The sequence below is a fragment of the Streptomyces sp. NRRL F-2664 genome (assembly GCF_000719345.1).
Classification (GTDB): Bacteria; Actinomycetota; Actinomycetes; order Streptomycetales; family Streptomycetaceae; genus Streptomyces.
On record NZ_JOFX01000002.1, the window covers coordinates 212,315 to 229,474 of the forward strand.

Annotated in this window: 17 protein-coding genes; 6 read left to right on the forward strand and 11 right to left on the reverse strand. The window is 73.0% G+C overall.

The window, feature by feature from the left end; all coding sequences use genetic code 11:
- Positions 1-13 precede the first annotated feature (13 nt).
- From IF89_RS0103245 to IF89_RS0103265, 5 genes are read right to left on the reverse strand one after another with little or no spacing between them, the layout of a single operon-like run.
- Positions 14-352 carry an RRQRL motif-containing zinc-binding protein gene (locus tag IF89_RS0103245; RefSeq protein WP_030760758.1) on the reverse strand — a complete coding sequence of 113 codons (339 nt, stop codon included), beginning with the start codon at positions 350-352 and terminating at the stop codon, positions 14-16.
- Complete coding sequence (locus IF89_RS0103250) at positions 352-576, reverse strand: hypothetical protein (protein ID WP_030760761.1); 225 nt, start codon at positions 574-576, stop codon at positions 352-354. Before IF89_RS0103250 ends, IF89_RS0103245 begins: the two co-directional genes overlap by 1 nt.
- A complete protein-coding gene (locus tag IF89_RS0103255) occupies positions 573-1,586 on the reverse strand; it encodes a hypothetical protein (protein ID WP_030760766.1) in 1,014 nt (337 codons plus the stop codon). Before IF89_RS0103255 ends, IF89_RS0103250 begins: the two co-directional genes overlap by 4 nt.
- A complete protein-coding gene (locus IF89_RS0103260; RefSeq protein ID WP_030760769.1) occupies positions 1,583-1,858 on the reverse strand; it encodes a DUF6303 family protein in 276 nt (91 codons plus the stop codon). The genes IF89_RS0103255 and IF89_RS0103260 overlap by 4 nt, the downstream gene beginning before the upstream one ends.
- On the reverse strand, positions 1,858-2,121 hold the full coding sequence (locus IF89_RS0103265) for a DUF6284 family protein (protein WP_030760772.1): 264 nt from the start codon (positions 2,119-2,121) through the stop codon (positions 1,858-1,860). The genes IF89_RS0103260 and IF89_RS0103265 overlap by 1 nt, the downstream gene beginning before the upstream one ends.
- Before the next feature lie 499 nt (positions 2,122-2,620).
- On the opposite strand from IF89_RS0103265, the gene IF89_RS0103270 reads away from it, so the two are divergent.
- From IF89_RS0103270 to IF89_RS0103290, 5 genes are all read left to right on the forward strand, one after another.
- On the forward strand, positions 2,621-3,487 hold the full coding sequence (locus IF89_RS0103270) for a GntR family transcriptional regulator (protein ID WP_030760775.1): 867 nt from the start codon (positions 2,621-2,623) through the stop codon (positions 3,485-3,487).
- On the forward strand, positions 3,471-4,187 hold the full coding sequence (locus IF89_RS0103275; RefSeq protein ID WP_030760778.1) for an HAD family hydrolase: 717 nt from the start codon (positions 3,471-3,473) through the stop codon (positions 4,185-4,187). The genes IF89_RS0103270 and IF89_RS0103275 overlap by 17 nt, the downstream gene beginning before the upstream one ends.
- A 230-nt stretch (positions 4,188-4,417) precedes the next feature.
- Positions 4,418-6,082 carry an energy-dependent translational throttle protein EttA gene (gene ettA / locus IF89_RS0103280; protein WP_078628063.1) on the forward strand — a complete coding sequence of 555 codons (1,665 nt, stop codon included), beginning with the start codon at positions 4,418-4,420 and terminating at the stop codon, positions 6,080-6,082.
- Positions 6,083-6,104: 22 nt separating this feature from the next.
- Positions 6,105-6,554 carry an acyl-CoA thioesterase gene (locus tag IF89_RS0103285; RefSeq protein ID WP_030760783.1) on the forward strand — a complete coding sequence of 150 codons (450 nt, stop codon included), beginning with the start codon at positions 6,105-6,107 and terminating at the stop codon, positions 6,552-6,554.
- The gene (locus IF89_RS0103290) at positions 6,551-7,300 is read left to right on the forward strand and encodes a hypothetical protein (protein ID WP_030760786.1); all 750 of its coding nucleotides are present in this window, start codon (positions 6,551-6,553) and stop codon (positions 7,298-7,300) included. Before IF89_RS0103285 ends, IF89_RS0103290 begins: the two co-directional genes overlap by 4 nt.
- Before the next feature lie 100 nt (positions 7,301-7,400).
- Here the strand turns inward: IF89_RS0103290 and IF89_RS0103295 are convergent, their stop codons facing one another.
- Positions 7,401-7,805: a globin gene (locus IF89_RS0103295; protein ID WP_030760789.1), complete on the reverse strand. Its 405-nt coding sequence runs from the start codon at positions 7,803-7,805 to the stop codon at positions 7,401-7,403.
- A gap of 83 nt (positions 7,806-7,888) precedes the next feature.
- On the opposite strand from IF89_RS0103295, the gene IF89_RS0103300 reads away from it, so the two are divergent.
- Positions 7,889-8,917, forward strand: a complete 1,029-nt coding sequence (locus IF89_RS0103300; RefSeq protein ID WP_043192765.1) for a methyltransferase domain-containing protein — start codon at positions 7,889-7,891, stop codon at positions 8,915-8,917.
- Here IF89_RS0103300 and IF89_RS0103305 read toward each other — a convergent pair whose 3' ends face one another.
- The 5 genes from IF89_RS0103305 to IF89_RS0103325 are packed head-to-tail and all read right to left on the reverse strand — an operon-like array spanning position 8,918 to position 17,091.
- Positions 8,918-9,958, reverse strand: coding sequence for an FHA domain-containing protein (locus IF89_RS0103305; RefSeq protein WP_030760792.1), 1,041 nt, complete (start codon positions 9,956-9,958; stop codon positions 8,918-8,920).
- 45 nt (positions 9,959-10,003) lie between these two features.
- Complete coding sequence (locus IF89_RS0103310; RefSeq protein WP_030760794.1) at positions 10,004-11,332, reverse strand: VWA domain-containing protein; 1,329 nt, start codon at positions 11,330-11,332, stop codon at positions 10,004-10,006.
- Between the two features lie 33 nt (positions 11,333-11,365).
- Entirely contained in the window at positions 11,366-12,943 is a 1,578-nt protein-coding gene (locus tag IF89_RS0103315; protein WP_051806744.1) for a protein phosphatase 2C domain-containing protein, read from the reverse strand.
- Positions 12,944-12,946: 3 nt separating this feature from the next.
- Positions 12,947-15,820 carry a serine/threonine-protein kinase gene (locus IF89_RS0103320; protein ID WP_030760799.1) on the reverse strand — a complete coding sequence of 958 codons (2,874 nt, stop codon included), beginning with the start codon at positions 15,818-15,820 and terminating at the stop codon, positions 12,947-12,949.
- A complete protein-coding gene (locus tag IF89_RS0103325; protein WP_051806745.1) occupies positions 15,817-17,091 on the reverse strand; it encodes a hypothetical protein in 1,275 nt (424 codons plus the stop codon). The genes IF89_RS0103320 and IF89_RS0103325 overlap by 4 nt, the downstream gene beginning before the upstream one ends.
- Positions 17,092-17,160 lie beyond the last annotated feature (69 nt).

Here is a 17,160-nt window from a genome sequence, read left to right on the forward strand (position 1 = left end):
GCTCTCGTGCTGATCAGGCGACGCGCTGTTCATCCGGGTACGCGCACGGGGTGCACATACCGAGCGAGGCCGGGATCACGTACCCGGCATCGCGGCGGCAGGTCGGGCACCAGCGGCGAGCCGCGTTGGCCTTCGCCAGCGCTGCGGCCCGCCGGGCGGTCATCGGCCGGACGGGCCGAGCCCGATCGATCCGGTACAGGTAGGCGACCAGCGGGCCGCACCGACGGCGGGGCCGCTCGACCTGGGCGACAACGTCCTGTCCTCCGGGGCGGAGGCCGAGCGCTCGGAGCTGCCGGCGGGTGGCGAGCCCGTCGGGGGCGAGGCGCCAGGGGTACACGGGCAGGGTCGCCATCAGTGCAGGCGGTGGTAGGAGGCCTGGCAAGCCGCAGCGTGTCCGTTGGCGTCGTCGCGAGTGATGCTCAGGTCGTAGTCGACGTGACTCTCGCCGCAGCCGTGGCAGGACCAGCGGGCCCGGTTGACGGCGCCCATGACGTCGACGGCGGCGCCAACCTGGTTGTGCATCCGGATCAGGAGGTTGTCCGGCTCGACAGGGGCGGTGTTCGGGGAGAGCTTCACGGGGTGGCTCCTTCGAGTGCCGGGCGCGGGGTGGGGGCGGTGAGTTCGCGCAGTTCCTGGTAGCGGGCAGCGATCCACCCGGCGGACCAGCCGGTGAGTTCGACGGCCTGCCGCTGCGTCAGCCCGGCCGCGTACGCGGCCTGCGCGACCTGCCGGGCCTGAACCTCGTCGAGCTTCTCCGTAGCGGGGCCGGCGGAAAGCAGTTCGGCGCGCTCACGCTCCGCCCGCTCCGCCGCCGTCTGGCGTTCCTGCTCGGCGCGTCGGCGGTCTTCCGCGGCGCGCTGGGCGGCGGCCTGCCGGGCAGCCTGCTCACGAGCCTTCGCGGCTTGCTCACGCTCGTGCTCACGGCGCTCACGCTCGTCCCGCGCGGCCTGCTCGGCCCGCCGCGCAGCCTCCGCGCGGTCGGCCTCTTCACGGAGGATCCGGGCCCGGCGCTCGTCGGCTTCCCGTGCCAGCTTCGCCTCGTGCTCACGCTGCTCACGCGCCTGCGCAGCCTCGTACTCACGGCGCTCACGCTCCGCCCGAAGCCGGTTCTCCTCCCGCTCCGCAGCCGCTCGTACTGCCGCGTCCCGCTGGGCTTGCTTGCGTTCCTCGGCGGCGAGGACGGCGGCGGTCAGGGCGCGGCGGTAGGCCAGGCCTGCCTCAGCGGTGACGATCAGCAGCAGGGGTGCGACCGCGTGGACCGCGACCCCTACCATGTCTCCGACCAGGGCGGATGCGCCGATGTTCAGCAGGAGCGTCATGGCGCCGGTCATCCAGCGCAGGGCCACCGGCCACGGGCCGCCCTGCCCGCCCATCCGGGCCAGCACCGAGTCGAGGCGGACCACGATGAGCACCGCCGCGTCCACGACGAGCGGCAGGATCGGCGCCGTCCAGTCCCACGCGTCCGGGGTGTGGGCGGCCATCAGCGGCGTGACCGTGAGAATCGAGTAGAGCATCGCCCCACTCACGATCAGCCACGTCCCGAACGCCAACGCGCGTTCCGATGAGCGCAGATGAGCATCGCTCACGACACACCCCCCACGACCGGCTCGACGGGCGCGAGGGCGATCAGGATGACCGGCGAGGCCGGGTCGTCAAACCGCTCGCTGTCCTCGGTCCAGGACCAGGCCGCGCCGTCCATGAGCGCGAAACCGAGCGCGGTGAGCGCCCGTGAGCGCTCCTGAACACTCGGCACGGCCGGCCCCGTGAAGTAGTGCGTCGGCCAGTGAGCCACGCTGCCGGGCAGCGCTACGAACAGTCGCCACCGGCCATCCCGGTGGACCAGGTGCGCGCTGCGCATCACGCCACCGCCGGCGGAACCGGGCAGCTCTTGTTCGCCGCGTCCCGGCGGGCCGCCAGCACCCGCCGGTGCGCCCGCCGGATCCGGCGGGCGTCGAACTCCGACGCCGGCCGATCCAGCAGCACGATCAGCGCATCCAGCAACTCAACCTCAGCCAGGATCACAGGCATCTCGGCCTCGATCACGTTCAGCTCCGCGTCCGACGGCTCCAGGCCGTCGGACCACGGGGTAACAGCGTCGTGAAGTGCAGCGATGGACTTCATGGGTCTTGCTCCTTCTGTGGAGGAACGGGACTCGACAGCAGCCCTCGGCGCGGGAACGCCGGGGGCTGCACTGCATGCGTTGGGTGAAGCAGGAAGCACACCGGCTCCCCTCGACCCCGCCCGTACGGCCCAGAATGCCGGACGGGCGGAGGAGGCAACCGGCCGCGGCAAGGCCGCAGGATTGGGGTGGTCTCGATTCGGGGACGCGGCTGCCGGATCAAGGAACAGCTCGCTAGGGCCCCGTTGTAGGCAGAGACCGCCTGCCGTATGGGCTGCCAAGGACCGCGCCCGAAAGCTGCGCGGCTGCCCACCACCCTCGCCCCGCTTTCGCGGGCCTCGATGCCCTGACCTGCGCCATAAGGGCACAGCTCACCCGTTCCAGCCTGACTTACTTGGCTAGCCCGGTGGGCATGGGAATAACGTAGCCAGCTTGGCTAGCCACGTCAACATCTGGCTATCCAAGCTGCTCAAATAGTCAGGTTGGCCGTAGCATCGGGCCATGACCTTTGCGCTTGAACCCCTGGACCCGGACGACGACCGGCCGCCGTACGAGCAGGTGGCGCGCAGTCTCGGAGCCGCGATCCGAACGCGGAAGCTCGGCCCTGGTGAGAAGCTGCCGTCGCACAAGATGCTGACGGACCACTACGGCTTCGCTCGCGCCACGATTCAGCGGGCGCTCCGGGACCTCGAAGATGAGGGGCTGGTCGTCTCCCGCAAGGGGAGCGGCGTGTTCGTCCGCAACCGCACTGAGCGGCCGGCGGGCCTGCGGCCGTACGTCGAGCAGGCTTTCGCCAGTCGCAACGTCACGATCGATTTCGCGGGGTTCTCCAGCGAGACCCTGCACGGCGCACTTCAAGAGCCGCTGGACAAGATCCGGATCGGTCGGCTCACCCCGACCAGCATCCGGATTCGCATCCTGGTGCCGGACATGGCCGTGCCGCAGGCGGCTCCTGTCCGGCGTGAGGACTGCGCGGACGACGCCCGGCTGCGCAGCCGGATGCACGACATCATGGTCGGCTACACCCGCAGCATCTCGGACGCCATAAGCGAGCTGAGCCACCTCGGGCTGGTCCAGGAGAGCAGCGTCAGTGTGCGCGTCCACAGCGGTACGCAGTTCTTCAAGCTGTACGTGATCAACAACGAGGACGCGTTCTTCGGGTACTACCCGATCAGGCCGAACAAGGTCGTGGCGCAGGGCGAGGCCGTCGAGATCTTCGACCTTGTCGGCAAGGACACGATCCTCTTCCACCACTCGATGAACGACGGCGACTCGTCCAGCGGCGCACAGCAGGTCGAGCAGGCGCGCATGTGGTTCGACAGCATCTGGGACACGATCGCGAGGGACGCCGATGCCCACACCCTCTGAGGCTCTGGCTGACGTCATCGGGGCGTCCGCTGGGGTGCTTTTCGACTTCGACGGACCCGTCTGTGACGTGTTCGGAGGGCTGCCTGCCCCGCAGGTAGCAGTCGAACTGGCCGGCATCGTCGCGACCCGTGCGCCGTCCCTCGCGGACCGTGCCCGCGCGACGGACGACCCGATGGAGATCCACCGGCTCTCGCAGGAAGGCGGAGCGGACCTCCTTGCCGCGGTGGAGGCTGCGTTGACGACGGCCGAAGTCGCCGCGGTCAAGGTTGCCGGGCCGCCGGTGGCTGGCGCCGTGCAGACGCTCAAGGCCGCCCGTGCATCGGACCGGCGCGTCGCCGTGGTGAGCAACAACTCAGCCGAGTGCGTTCGGGAGTATCTGGAGCTCCACGGCATCGCCGGGGCGGTCGAGGTCGTAGTCGGGCGCCCGGTGCTGCGGCCGGACCTCATGAAGCCCGCTCCGCACCCGCTGCTCGCCGCAGCCGCTGCCCTGGATGTCGAGCCCGCCGCCACTGTGCTGATCGGGGATTCGACCACGGACGTAGAGGCAGCCCGGGCCGCGGGCACCCGCAGTATCGGATTCGCGAACAAGCCGCAGAAACACTCGACGCTTGCCGACGCCGGCGCGGACGTCGTGGTGCAGAGCATGGAAGCCGTCGCAGACGCGCTCGCTTCGGCGGCTGCCGCAGACCAGCTCCCGTAGCCTCTACCTGCGTAAAGGTTAGGACGGGCTGTCCGGAGCTGGGCCGTCTCTGGGCCGTCGGAGGTGGCCCAAGGACGCCCACCGAGGACCAACGACGACCACGATCGCGCGGGGCCCCTGACTTTCGACCCCAGGTCAGGGCCCCCGGGCCATACGCGTTTCCCCCGGGGTATGGACGCCTGGCAAGATGGGGTGTATCTGCCCACCATCGATCTGCCGGACGGTTTCTCTTGGCTGAGTTCATCTACACCATGCGCAAGACGCGCAAGGCACACGGCGACAAGGTGATCCTTGACGACGTCTTCCTGAACTTCCTGCCCGGCGCGAAGATCGGTGTGGTCGGCCCGAACGGTGCCGGTAAGTCCACCGTTCTGAAGATCATGGCGGGCATCGAGCAGCCGTCCAACGGCGACGCCTTCCTCTCGCCCGGCTACTCCGTCGGCATCCTCATGCAGGAGCCGAAGCTGGACGAGTCCAAGACCGTCCTGGAGAACGTCGAGGACGGCGTCGGCGAGATCAAGCAGAAGCTCAACCGGTTCAACGCGATCGCCGAAGAGATGGCGACGAACTACACCGACGAGCTGATGGAGGAGATGGGCAAGCTCCAGGACGACCTGGACCACGCCAACGCGTGGGACCTCGACGCCCAGCTGGAGCAGGCCATGGACGCCCTGGGCTGCCCGCCCGGCGACTGGCCCGTCACCAACCTCTCCGGTGGTGAGAAGCGCCGCGTGGCCCTCTGCAAGCTGCTGCTGGAGGCCCCCGACCTGCTGCTCCTCGACGAGCCCACCAACCACCTCGACGCCGAGTCCGTGAACTGGCTGGAGCAGCACCTGGCCCAGTACAAGGGCGCCGTCGTGGCCGTCACCCACGACCGCTACTTCCTCGACAACGTCGCCGAGTGGATCCTGGAGCTCGACCGCGGTCGCGCGCACCCCTACGAGGGCAACTACTCCACCTACCTGGAGAAGAAGGCCGAGCGCCTCAAGGTCGAGGGCAAGAAGGACGAGAAGCGCGCCAAGCGCCTCAAGGAAGAGCTGGAGTGGGTCCGCTCCAACGCCAAGGGCCGCCAGGCCAAGTCCAAGGCCCGCCTCGCCCGTTACGAGGAGATGGCGGCCGAGGCCGACAAGATGCGCAAGCTGGACTTCGAGGAGATCCAGATCCCGCCGGGCCCGCGCCTGGGCTCGATCGTGGTCGAGGTCAACAACCTCTCCAAGGCGTTCGGCGACAAGGTCCTCATCGACGACCTGTCCTTCACGCTGCCGCGCAACGGCATCGTCGGCATCATCGGCCCGAACGGCGCCGGCAAGACCACGCTCTTCAAGATGATCCAGGGCCTGGAGAAGCCGGACTCCGGCGAGATCAAGGTCGGCGAGACCGTCAAGATCAGCTACGTGGACCAGGGCCGCGCCAACATCGACCCCAAGAAGACCCTCTGGGCGGTCGTGTCGGACGAGCTGGACTACATCAACGTCGGCAACGTCGAGATGCCGTCCCGGGCGTACGTCAGCGCCTTCGGCTTCAAGGGCCCGGACCAGCAGAAGCCGGCCGGTGTGCTCTCCGGCGGTGAGCGCAACCGCCTGAACCTCGCGCTCACCCTCAAGCAGGGCGGCAACCTGCTGCTCCTCGACGAGCCCACCAACGACCTCGACGTCGAGACCCTGGGCTCGCTGGAGAACGCGCTGCTGGAGTTCCCCGGTGCGGCCGTGGTCGTCTCCCACGACCGCTGGTTCCTGGACCGCGTCGCCACGCACATCCTCGCCTATGAGGGTGACTCGAAGTGGTTCTGGTTCGAGGGCAACTTCGAGTCCTACGAGAAGAACAAGATCGAGCGGCTCGGCCCGGACGCGACCCGTCCGCACCGCGCCACCTACAAGAAGCTCACCCGAGGCTGAGGGGAGCGCTGAGGTCACGGCCATGGCCAGACACCACTACCGCTGCCCGCTGCGCTGGGCGGACATGGACGCCTTCGGGCACGTCAACAACGTCGTCTTCCTCCGCTACCTGGAGGAGGCGCGGATCGACTTCATGTTCCGTCTCGCGCCGGGCGAGGGCAGCGAGTCCTTCACGGGCGGATCCGTCGTGGCCCGCCACGAGATCGACTACAAGCTGCCTCTCGTGCACCGCCACGAGCCCGTCCTCATCGAGTCCTGGGTGACCCGGATCGGTGCCGCTTCCCTGACCATCGCCTACGAGGTCAAGGACGAGGCGACCGAGGACCGGCCCGAGACCGTCTACGTGCGCGCGGAGACCGTGGTCGTGCCCTACAACCTCGCCGCCGGCCGGCCCCGCCGGATCACGCCCGAGGAGAGGCACTTCCTGGAGGAGTACCTCGACAAGCCGCGCGCCGAGGCCGTCGCGGCATGACCGAGCAGCTGCGCTTCGCCGATTCCGGGGAGGCGGCGGACCTCGCCGCCTTCCTGGGCCGGCTGGTGCACTACGACCGGGCCGCCGCCGTCCGCCTCCAAGGGGCACCTCCCACGGCCGAGGCCGTGGGGGAGGACGGCGGGGCGCTCGGCGTGTTCGGACGGCCCCCCTCCTTCGAGGTGCTGGCCGTCCGTACCGTCCGGCTCGCCGTCCCCGTGACCGCGCCGCTGGACGTGACCGTCTCCGCGGGCGAGCTCCTGGAAGCCGTGGACGAGGCCTCGGCCCGGGCGGTCGTACCCGGCCCGGTCACCGGCCCGCCGTGGACCGGGGTGCTCCCGCCTCGCGGCGGCTGGCGGCAGCTGCCCGGCCTGCCCGCCCCCGAGGCGATCGCGCAGGTCCTGGCGGCCTCCGTGGCGGAGTTCCGGGCCCGCGACGAAGCCCTCCCCGCGCAGCACCGCACCCGGTCCGAGCGCGACCGCATCGGCCGCGAGATCTGGTCGCGCACCCTGGGCGACACCGAACTCCCGCTGCGCGTCGCGCACGCCGCGCAGTCCCTGGGCTTCCTGCGGCCGGTACGGACCACCGTGTCCGCCCCCGCGTCCGCAGGCTCCGGCCCCGGCACCGCCCCCGTGGCGCTGCTCGCCGCCGGGAGCTGGCTGAGGCTGCGTACCCCGTACGGCTCCGTCGCCACCCGCCGCCCCGGCGCCACCGGCGGCCTCGGCGCCTTCCGGGTCAGCCCGGTCTGACCGGTCCCTCGGTCGGCCGCGCTCCTCAAGGGTCCTGAGCGGCCGGCCCGGTCCCACCGGCCCGCCCCGGGGCCGGCTCCGTCGCGGGCCCGGGGTGCGTCTAGCCCGCCGTGTTGATCATCGATGCGGCGGCGTAGGTGAGGTACTTCCACAGCTGTGCCTCGTGCTCCGGCGCGAGGCCCAGCTCGTCCAGCGCCACCCGCATGTGCTTCAGCCACGCGTCGTGGGCCGCGGAGTCGACCGGGAACGGCGCGTGCCGCATCCGCAGCCGCGGGTGGCCGCGGTGCCGGCTGTAGGTGTTCGGACCGCCCCAGTACTGCATCAGGAACAGCGCGAAGCGCTCCTCGGCGGGACCGAGGTCCTCCTCCGGGTACATCGGGCGCAGCAGCGGGTCCTCCGCGACCCCCTGGTAGAAGCGCCGCACGAGGCGACGGAAGGTCTCCTCGCCACCCACCTGCTCGTAGAACGTCTGCTCCTGAAGGCCGTCCGGCGGAATCTCATTCACCCGACCATCGTCTCAGACGCCCGGCACCACCCGGGGGGCCCTGCGCGTTCGCACGGGACGGCCGGGCGCAGGACAGTGGAGGCATGGGCGCACACACGCCACGCACCGCCCGCACCACCGAGGCGCGCACCGAGGCGCGGGACCTGCGGGAGACCGCGCACGCCGCCCAGGTGCGCGAGCTGACCGCGGCCGGCGTACTGGACGACCCGCGCTGGCGGGCCGCCTTCGCCGCCGTGCCCCGGCACGTCTTCGTCCCGTACTTCTGGACCGACCGCGGCGCCGGCCACGAACGCCTCTGGGCCGAGGACCCCGACCCGGGCCAGCGGGCCCGCTGGCTGCGCGGCGTGTACGTCGACGCCCCGCTCGCGACACGGCTGCGCGACGGCCGGCTCGTCTCCTCCAGCAGCCAGCCCTCCCTGATGGCGAAGATGCTGACCGCCCTCGACGTGCGCGACGGCGACGACGTCCTGGAGATCGGTGCCGGCACCGGCTACAACGCCGCCCTGCTCAGCCACCGCCTGGGCGACGAGCACGTCACCACCGTGGACCTCGACGAGGAGATCACCGAATCGGCCCGCTCCCACCTCGCCCGGCTCGGCTACCACCCGACCGTGGTCACCGGGGACGGCGCCCGCGGCTGCCCCGCCCGGGCCCCCTTCGACCGGATCCTGGTGACCTGCACCCTCCCCCTGGTCCCGCAGGCCTGGCTCGGCCAGTGCCGGCCGGGGGCGCGGATCCTCGCCCCGCTCTCGACCGGGCTGATCGCCCTCACCGTGCGGGACGCCGACTTCGCGGAGGGCCGCTTCCTGCACACCGCGGCGTACTTCGTCCCGCTGCGCGGGGCCACGGCCGTGCCGCCGCCCGACCGGCCGGCGATGGGGCGGGGGCTACCGTACGAATTGGTGGAGAACGAGCGCTTCCAGTTCATGCTCGTGCTGACCGCCGGGGTCCTGCACCCCCGCGAGGCGCTGGACCTGTGGCGCAGCGAGGGCCGCCCGTCCCGCGAACGCTTCGGCGTCACGGTGTGCCCCGACGGCCAGTGGTCATGGCTGGACGACCCCCAGGGACCCTACGTATGGCCCCTGGGGCAGGCGGATCCGCCGGGGCCCTGATCAGCCGCGACGGATGGTGATCGTGGTCCAGGCGCCCACGTGGACGCGGTCGCCGTCGGCGAGCGGGACCGGGACGTAGGGCTGGATCGGGTCCTCGCCGCCGTTGATGGTGGTGCCGTTGGTGGAGTTCTGGTCCACCACCGCCCAGCTCATGTCGGGCTGCTGCACCAGCACCGCGTGCTGGTGGGAGACACCGGGGTCCTCCGGGGGCACCGACAGGTCGATGTCGGGGGACTCGCCCGTGGAGGCGCGGCGGCGGCCGATGGTGATCTGGCCGCCGGACAGCGGGAGGTGCTGCTCGGGGGAGTACGCGGGCAGGTTGAGGCCGGTCGCCTCCGGTCCGCTGCGCTGCATCATCGCCATGAAGTAGGAGCGGTCCGGGCCGATCGTCGCGGTCCAGGAGCCGCCCTGCGGCGGGAGGGACTGGTACGACGGCGTCCGGGGCTGCTGCCGGTACTCCTGCTGGTACTCCCCAGGCTGGTGGTGCTGCTGCTGGTGCTGCTGCTGCGGGGGCTGCTGCTGGTACGGGGGCTGCGGTGCCTGCTGGTACGCCGGCGGCGGCTCGTGCGCGGGCGGCGACAGCATCCAGTCCTCCTCGCGCTGGAGCGGCTCCGCCGGGCGGTTGACCCGCGACGGGCGCGAACCCTGGTACTCGAAGTGGTCCTGCGCGTACGTCCCCGGCGCGGGCACGGGCGGCGGGGGCGGACTGCCCGGACGCGGCCCCGCGGGCGCTCCCGCGCCCGTCCCCGGGCCGGGCGCCGACGGCGCCGGGTCCGCCGCGGCGGAGGGGTACGCGGGCGGGGTCGCGGAGCGCGTGAGGAAGTTGTACCGGCACTCCTCGCAGAACGGGGCCATGGCCTCGCGCGGGGTTCGGCACTGGGGGCACAGCTCGGCCTGGGCGGTCGGTTCACCGGCGGTCGGGGGGAAGCCGTAGCCGTAGGAAGGCGCCGCGGGGGGTCCCTCCGGGGTACCCATGCGGTGGCCGCAGACCTCGCACCAGTCGTCGGAGGCGGACTGGTGCCCGTTCGGGCAGGTCGGCATGGCGGCTCTTCCCCCTTCTTCTCCCTGCGTCATCGCGGGAGGCTCTCAGGACTTCTTCACTCGGACGGTCTGCGTCGAACGTGTTTCGAGAGTCATCTCGTCGGCGTCGGCGACCTTCGCTTTCAGCCGCACAGTACCTGCCACCGCGTCCACCACATCCACCACCTTCGACAGGAGTCGTGCTGTGTCGGCGTTCCCGGAGGCACTGGCCAGTTGCACGGCCCGCCCGAGTTTGGCCGTAGCCCCGTCGACATCGCCCAGTTTGCGGGCTTCGAGGCCCTGCTGGATAGCCTGCGCCAGCTCCGCCTGCCCGGTGTAGTGGGCGACCTGCGGGTTGATGGCGGTGGACGCGGCGACGTCGTTCGTCCACACCGCCCGCACCAGGCCCTGCGCCAGGACGGCCTCGGGCTCGCCGCCCGCCCCCCGCGGTCGTAGGAGCGTGACCCGGGACGCGAGCATCTCCTGGCCGACGGCGGCACCGGGGACCCGGACGCACACGTGGTACTCGCGGGACTCGTCCCCCCAGGACCCGGTCGGATAGTCGCCGGCGCGCGGGCCGGTGTCGGTGCGGCGGGCGGTGAGGTCCTGGACGCTGGGCGCCACCTGCTTGACGTACTGGATCTCCGCGCCGACCGGGGTCCACAGGCGCAGCGAGACGTCCGCGACCTCCTTGCCCATGACCTTCTCCATCATGCGCGTGAAGTCCTCGGCGAGGTGGGCCGGATCGGCCACGATGTCGGCGGAGCCGAGCAGTGCGCCCGCGATGCCGGTGACCTCCTTCACCTCCCAGTCGGTGCCGACACCGCGGGCGTCGCAGGTGAAGCGGCCCGCGCAGGCGTCGAGGGTGGCGCGCAGGACGGCCGGCTCCTCGTGCTCGTTGCGCCCGTCGGTCAGCAGGATGCCGTGGCGGATGGCGGCGGTGGAGCCGCGCAGCAGGCCGTCGGCCAGGCGCAGCCAGGTCCCGATGGCGGTGCCGCCGCCCGCGGTGAGGCTGCGCAGCGCCTCCTTGGCCTGCGCACGGGTGGCGGGGTCGGCCACGGCGAGGCGGCCCCGGCCCGGATAGACCTCCTTGGCCACATGCGTGCCGGCGATCACCGCGAAGGCGGTGCCGTCGCGCAGGGTGTCGATCGCCGCCGCGGTGGCCTCGCGGGCGCCGCGCATCTTCTCCGGGGGGTACTCCATCGAACCCGAGCAGTCGACCATGATCACCACGGCGGCCGAGCCGTCGGCGGGCGTTCCGCGGGTCACGCTGCCGCCACCGGTGGCGGTGACGGTGACGATGGCGTGGACGTCCCGCCCCCCTTCGGGAAGGAACTCGTTCTGGTACACGTCCACGCTGAAGCGCGGCGCGCTCGGCTTGGCGAAATTCGCCATCGGCAGGACTCCTAGAGGGCTCGGGCAGGCGGGTCAGACCTGCGGGCGCGCTTCCGCTTCCGCTTCCGGTTCCGGCGCCGGTCCGGGCTCCGGGGCCGCACCCGGTTCCCGTTCGGTCTGCGTGGCGAACGGCACGACGGCCACGGTGATGTTGTCGTGGCCGCCGCCGTCGAGGGCGTGCCCCACGAGCACCTGGGCGCTGTGCAGCGGGCGGACCGCGGCGTCGGCGGGCAGCACCTGGGCCATCTCCCGCGCCGACTCCGCGTAGTTCCACAGCCCGTCGGTGCAGACCACCACCACGCCGGGGTGGTCCGGCTTGAAGATCGCGGTGTGCGGTTCCAGGTCGTACGCGTCCGCGCCGAGCCAGCCGGTGATGGCGTGCGCGCGGACGTCGGCGTAGGCCTCGGCCTCGCCCATCAGGCCGGCGGCGACCATCTGGGCCGCCCACGAGTCGTCCTCGGTGAGGCGGCGCGGGAGCGCGGCACGGTCGTCGGGCACCCAGTAGGCGCGGCTGTCGCCCACCCAGCCGATGGTCAGCAGACCGCCGCTGACGACGGCGCCCACCAGGGTGCAGGCGGGCGCGTTCTGCGCGCCGGGAACCTCGGGGGCCAGGGCGTTGACCGCCGCGGCGGCGGCCAGGATCGCCTCGTGCATGGCCTCCTGCGGGTGCGCGCCGCGGGGCAGGGCGTCCAGCAGCGCCTCGTTGGCGGCGGCGGCCGCTGCGGCCGAGGCCTCGTCGGGGCGGCTGGCGGAGGAGACCCCGTCGCACACCACGGCCACCGTGGCGGCGGAGCCGTCGGGCAGGGCGGTGGCCGACACGGCGAAGGAGTCCTCGTTGCGGTGGTGGCGCAGCCCCCGGTCGCTGACGGCGGCGACGCTGCCCAGCTCCTCCTCGACGTGGTCGCGCTCGCGGGGCTGGGCGTGGCCGCAGTGCTCGCAGTAGCCGTCGGTGTCGACGTGCCCGGCGCGGCAGGCGACGCAGGTCTTGCCGCCGGGGACCGGGCCGGCCGGCGGCGGGCCGTCGTAGGCGGTCCCGTACGGGCTCTCGTGCGGGGCCTCGTACGGGTTCTCGTGCGGGGCGCCGCCGGAGGGGTCGCCGCCCGGCCGGTCGTGGCGGGTCTCGGGGACCTCGGCCGCGCCCCGGACCGTGTCGGGACCGTACGGGTTCTCGTGCCCCGGGGCCGGGTGCGAGGCTCCGGCGGGGTACGGCCGGGACTCCGGCACCGGCTCCGGCTCCGGTTCGGGCCCGGACTGTGCCGGGGCGGTGGCCCAGTCGCCCGGGTCGCCCACCAGGGTCGGCGCGGCCGAGGCCACGCTGCCCCAGCCGGGCGCGGGTTCCCCGGCGCCGGAGGAGCCGTGCGGGCCCGCACCCGCGGCCGGGCCGCCGTATCCGGCCGCGGAGGCCGACCGGACGGGCGCGGGGGGCGGGACCGGCCCCGGTGCCCGTGCCGGTGGCGCCGGGGGCGCCGGTGGGACGGGCAGGGTCGGGTGGTCCGTGGCGGCGGCCGGGGGAGAGGAGGTCAGGGCGTAGCCGCAAAGGCCGCAGAAACGGTCACCCTCTTCCAGGGGCTCCGCGCAGCTGGGGCAGCCCGACGGCCGATGCATCGACATCAATCACACCCACGTCCGGGGACGGAAACGGTTGGCCCGTTCCACCAGTTCGATCCTCTCCTCGCCACGCCGTGCCAGCCGTGCGAGAACGCGGTACGAGCGCTCCAGTCCGAAGCGCAGGCCCCGCTCGTCCAGTTGACTGCCGAGCAACGAGGTCCGGCCGGGGTCGGCACCCCGGCCACCCGACAGTACCCAGTCCAGGGCCGAGCCCAGAACCTCCGTCGTCAGCAACTCCTGCCGTTCCGGGTCCAGCCCGAACCGCCGCAGGGCCTCCACCTGGTCGGCGGCCGCCGAAAGATCGGCCAGCAGCGGCTCGTCCGGTGACCGGTCGCGCAGACGTGCGCGTACGGCCGCCACCCGCGCGGCGGTGTAGTGGATGGACGCCTCCGGCACGGACTCCAGCGTGCGGACGGCCCCCTCCCGGTCACCGGCGGCCAGTTGCACCCGGGCCAGCCCGAAGGCCGCGCTGACGAAACCGGGGTCGGTGATCCAGACCAGGCGGTAGTACTCGGCGGCGTTGTCCAGTTGGCCCAGCACCTCCGCGCACAGCCCGAGAGCCAGCTTCGGCGCGGGCTCGCCCGGGAAGGCGTCGTAGATCGCGTCGAAGGACAGGGCCGCGGTCTCGTCGTCACCGGTAGCGAGGGAGGCGATGCCGCGGGCCCAGACGACACGCCAGTCGTCCGGGTGCCGGGCCTCCAGCTCCGCCAAGGCCTCGCCGGCGGCGGCCGGTTCGCCCAGCTCCAGCCGGGCCCGCAGCTCACGCAGCCGCAACTCGGCCGATTCCGCGGGGGCGGTGGCGAGGGCGCCGAGCAGGTCCGCGGGCGCGGAGGCCAGCAGGCCGGTCAGGAAACCGGCGTTGGGGTCCGCCGGGTCCACGAGGGGCACGGGCAGGGCGAGCGCGCTCTCGCGGGCGTCCACGCGGGTGGCTCCGGCGGGGCCGGTCGCGGCCGTGGCGGGCGGCGGCACCGGTGCAGGGGCCGCCGCGCCGCCCGGCACCTGCCGAGCCCGCGGCACACCGGCCCCGGCCACGCGCGTCGCGCTGCTCCCCACCCCACCGACCCCGCCGGAGGGTGCCGCGTACGCGGCGACGCCGCCCGGAGCGGGATGCCAGGCACCGGCCGGGGTGCCCGGGGCGCCCGCTCCGCCGCCGGCCGCCGCCCAGGTCCCGGGCGCGCCGCCGGTGGCCGGGCCGGGCAGGCCGACACCGCCGGGCAGGGAGGTGCCGGCGGGCCCCGTCGGCCTTCCGGGCACGGGTGCAGCACTCGGCGGCGTGGGCGCGAGGCGGGCCAGGAGGGCGGACAGGGCGGCCGCGCGGCGCGGGGCCGTGGGGCGGTCGCCGAGGCGGGAGACCACCGTGTCCGCCGTGTCCGTACCGGTGAACAGCCGGGTGTCCGGCACGCGCAGTTCGGGACCGAAGAGGGTGGACAGCTGCGGCCGCGGCCGGCCCGTCTGCAGGGCGACCACCTCCCGCAGCACACCCGTCAGCTGGTCCGCCATCTCCTGCGCGGAGGCGAACCGCCGACCGGGGTCCGGGTCGGTCGCCCGGACGAGCAGCCGGTAGAAGGACTCGTACCGCCGGAACACCTCGATGTGCTCCGGATCCGGCAGCGAATCCACGAAGACATTGGTGTAGCCCTGGAAGTCGAAGGTCAGGACGGCCAATGTCCGGGCCACCGTGTACAGGTCGGAGGCGACCGACGGACCCAGCTCCGCGACCTCCGGGGCCTGGTAGCCGACGGTGCCGTAGATGGCCGACTCCTCGTCGTCCATCCGCCGCACCGCGCCCATGTCGATCAGCTTCAGCTGGTCCTGCTGCTGGATCGCGTTGTCGACCTTGAAGTCGCAGTAGAGGAGGTTCCGGCTGTGCAGGTGGCCCAGCGCCTCCAGCGCCTCGATGCCGTACGCACACGCCTGTTCCACCGGCAGCGGGTCGCGCCGCCCGTCCGGCCGGCGCCGCTCGTTCGCTATCTCCTTCAGCGACTTGCCGCCGACGTACTCCATGACGATGTACCCGTCCAGCGAACCGGTGCGCTGGTCCAGGTGCTCCACGAAGTTGTAGATCCGCACGATGTTGGAGTGCTCGATCTCCGCGAGGAAGCGCCGTTCCGAGATCGCGGCCTCCATCGCGTCCTGGTCACCGGTGTCCAGCAGGCCCTTGAGAACCACCCACCGGTCCGCGACCGCCCGGTCCACCGCCAGGTACACCCAGCCGAGCCCGCCGTGCGCCAGGCAGCCCGCCACCTCGTACTGCCCGCGCACCACTTCACCGGCGCGCAGCTTGGGCACGAAGGAGTACGGGTGCCCGCACTTGGTGCAGAAACCCTCCGTCCGGCCCGGCCGGTCGCCGCGGGCCCGGCCCACCGGGGCGCCGCAGTCCGCGCGCGAGCAGAAGCGCTTGCGCTCGGGCACCTCGGGGTGTTCCAGCACCGCTGTCGAGGGATCGGGGCGCGGCACTTCCGGAACGGTGACCAGACCGGCACCCAGCCTGCTGCGGCCCGAGGAGGGGGCGGCCGAACCCGAACTGCGCACCGACACCGACCGGGTCGAGGACGGGCCGCCGCCCGTGAGCGACCGCGAGAGCCGCCCGGACACCGAACGGCGGGACGAGGAGGACCGGGAGGACCGGGCCGACGCCGAGGAGCGCGCCGAACCGCGCGACCCCTGGGAGCCCTGGGACCCGTGGGACCCGCCGGACCCCAGGGCGCCGCGGGCCGCGCTCGTCATCCCCGTGGGCGGCGACACCAGTTCCCCCGCGCCCGCCGCGACCGAGCCGGCCGGGGCCAGGCCGCAGGTGTCGCAGTACAGCCCGCCGTCACCCATGTCCTCGTACGTTCCCGGGCAGCCGAGGCGAACGCACGCCGTTCCGACCATGCTCATGCGTCCTCCGTCCCCGGCCCCTCGGGCCGCACCGCCTGCTCGGGCACGGGCCGCGGCGCCAGCGACTCCGCGGCCGCCTGCTGGTAGCGCAGGACGGCCTGCTCGGCGGCGCGCAGGTCGCAGGGCGCGCTCCACAGCATGCGCCGAGCCGCGTCGTACCTTTCGATCAGCAGGGGGTCCTCCGCCAGGCCGTGCCGCGCCACCTTCGCCTTGTAGGCGTCCAGGCGCCCGCGCAGCTCGGCCCGCACGGCCAGCGGCGCCGTCACGGCGGTCAACGATTCACGGGCCCTGCGCAGTTCCTCCTCCGCCCGTTCCTCCAGGGATTCCAGCAGCGGCGAGAGCCGGTGCCAGCGTGCGTGCCGCCGGTGCTCGGCCGCCGCCGCGAGCTGCTCCTGCAGCACCGTCGGGGGCCCGCTGACCGCGGGCACCTCGGACGCGGCGATCTTCGCCAGTACCTCGCCGCGCGCCGTCCGCGCCTCCGCCAGTGTCCGGTCGGCCCGTGAGAGCACGTCGCGCAGGCTGATCAGCCGCTGCTCGGCGTCCTGCCGTACGGCCAGTACCGCCTCGACCTCCCGCCGTACGTCCTCCAGCGCGAGCGCGGCACGGTCGTACCGGCCGGTGTCCGGGCGGCCGCCGCCCGGCGCGGAACTCCCGGCGGCGGGACGCCAGAAGGCCAGCGGATCCGAGATGACCTCGGTACGCAGCTCCGCGAGCTCGGCGGTGATGTATTCCAGGTCGTCGCCCGACGGGTGCTCGCCCGGGCGAACACCCACCGAGTGGGCCAGCGAACGGGTGCGGTGCAGTTCGGCGGCGAGCAGGTCGATCCGGGCGGGCAGTGCCGACCAGACGGCGTCGGCGGCGACCACCACGTCCAGCGAACGCGCGTAGAGGTCGTTCATCCGGGTCACCAGCTCGGCGAGGGAGAGCCGCTCCGCCAGGGCGGCGCCCTCGGTGGCGGCCCCGGCGATCAGGACGCCGGGCCCGCGCAGCCGTTCGGTCAGCTCGATCAGGTCCTCACGGTGGGGCCAGCGGCGCCGCTCGCGGACCTCCCGGGCGGCGGTCAGCGCACCGCTGTAGGCGTCGAAGTACGTCCACAGCCTGGTGATGTCCGCGTCGGCCGCCGCCCAGCGCTCCTTGGTGAGCCCGGTCAGCTCGGCGCCCTCCAGCAGCCGCCGCCCCGCGTGGTCCTGGAGGGCGAGCAGGGAAGTCTCGACGGCCTCGTGCTCCGCGCCCAGCCGGGCCAGGGCACGGTCGACACCGTCCCGGTCCATCACACCAGACCCCGTCTCCACCGGCCGTGCCTCCGCTTCCGCCGCCGCCTCCGTGTTCGCTTCCCCGCC

Excerpts from the sequence above, each read along its gene's own strand:
- IF89_RS0103245 (WP_030760758.1), bottom strand. The coding sequence starts at position 352 with ATGGCGACCCTGCCCGTGTACCCCTGGCGCCTCGCCCCCGACGGGCTC.
- IF89_RS0103260 (WP_030760769.1), bottom strand. The coding sequence starts at position 1,858 with ATGCGCAGCGCGCACCTGGTCCACCGGGATGGCCGGTGGCGACTGTTC.
- IF89_RS0103265 (WP_030760772.1), bottom strand. The coding sequence starts at position 2,121 with ATGAAGTCCATCGCTGCACTTCACGACGCTGTTACCCCGTGGTCCGAC.
- IF89_RS0103270 (WP_030760775.1), top strand. The coding sequence starts at position 2,621 with ATGACCTTTGCGCTTGAACCCCTGGACCCGGACGACGACCGGCCGCCG.
- IF89_RS0103275 (WP_030760778.1), top strand. The coding sequence starts at position 3,471 with ATGCCCACACCCTCTGAGGCTCTGGCTGACGTCATCGGGGCGTCCGCT.
- IF89_RS0103285 (WP_030760783.1), top strand. The coding sequence starts at position 6,105 with ATGGCCAGACACCACTACCGCTGCCCGCTGCGCTGGGCGGACATGGAC.
- IF89_RS0103290 (WP_030760786.1), top strand. The coding sequence starts at position 6,551 with ATGACCGAGCAGCTGCGCTTCGCCGATTCCGGGGAGGCGGCGGACCTC.
- IF89_RS0103300 (WP_043192765.1), top strand. The coding sequence starts at position 7,889 with ATGGGCGCACACACGCCACGCACCGCCCGCACCACCGAGGCGCGCACC.
- IF89_RS0103305 (WP_030760792.1), bottom strand. The coding sequence starts at position 9,958 with ATGCCGACCTGCCCGAACGGGCACCAGTCCGCCTCCGACGACTGGTGC.
- IF89_RS0103310 (WP_030760794.1), bottom strand. The coding sequence starts at position 11,332 with ATGGCGAATTTCGCCAAGCCGAGCGCGCCGCGCTTCAGCGTGGACGTG.
- IF89_RS0103315 (WP_051806744.1), bottom strand. The coding sequence starts at position 12,943 with ATGTCGATGCATCGGCCGTCGGGCTGCCCCAGCTGCGCGGAGCCCCTG.
- IF89_RS0103320 (WP_030760799.1), bottom strand. The coding sequence starts at position 15,820 with ATGAGCATGGTCGGAACGGCGTGCGTTCGCCTCGGCTGCCCGGGAACG.
- IF89_RS0103325 (WP_051806745.1), bottom strand. The coding sequence starts at position 17,091 with ATGGACCGGGACGGTGTCGACCGTGCCCTGGCCCGGCTGGGCGCGGAG.